1 pseudogene is annotated in these 497 nt (G+C 52.3%); it reads left to right on the top strand.

The features are described 5' to 3' along the window. A pseudogene (locus OCV77_RS16350) lies at positions 1-497 on the top strand (ABC transporter permease); the annotation flags it as partial.

The raw sequence follows: 497 nt of genomic DNA, 5'->3' as shown, positions 1-497 counted from the left end.
CAAGCTGCAAGTGTTCGACGGAGATATTTCTCCCATGTTGGAGCCGGACAATAACGCCATTGCCATTGCGGTTTCCTTAGATGACTACGGTAATCTGCCCAATCTTGAATACTACCCCAAGGTGGGAGACACGATCACCGCTACCTATGCGGACGATGTGAAATATATCGACAGCCGCACCGGGGAACTCTGCACCGAAGATACACCGGAGGAGTACCTTCAGGAAAAACTGTATGGAGCCAGAGATGTAGAGTACACGGTCTGCGCCTTGGTAGAGCTTCCGTATTCCATGAGTTATCGTTATGGTGGTATTGGATATGAGACAGTTTTGTCTGTGGATACCGCACAGCGGGACAGCGGTGGTGCGGTCATTCCGCTGCTCTACCTGTTCGACACAGCGGACGAAGCGGACGAGGCCGAAGCAGAGCAATATCTATCGAAGCTCACTGCCGGTGAGTTTTCGCCCTTGATGTATGAAAGCAAGGCCACGGCTCGCT

Origin of the sequence: Suilimivivens aceti (assembly GCF_025567405.1) — a bacterium.
Lineage (GTDB): Bacteria > Bacillota > Clostridia > Lachnospirales > Lachnospiraceae > Suilimivivens > Suilimivivens aceti.
This window is presented reverse-complemented; position numbering and strand designations above follow the sequence as displayed.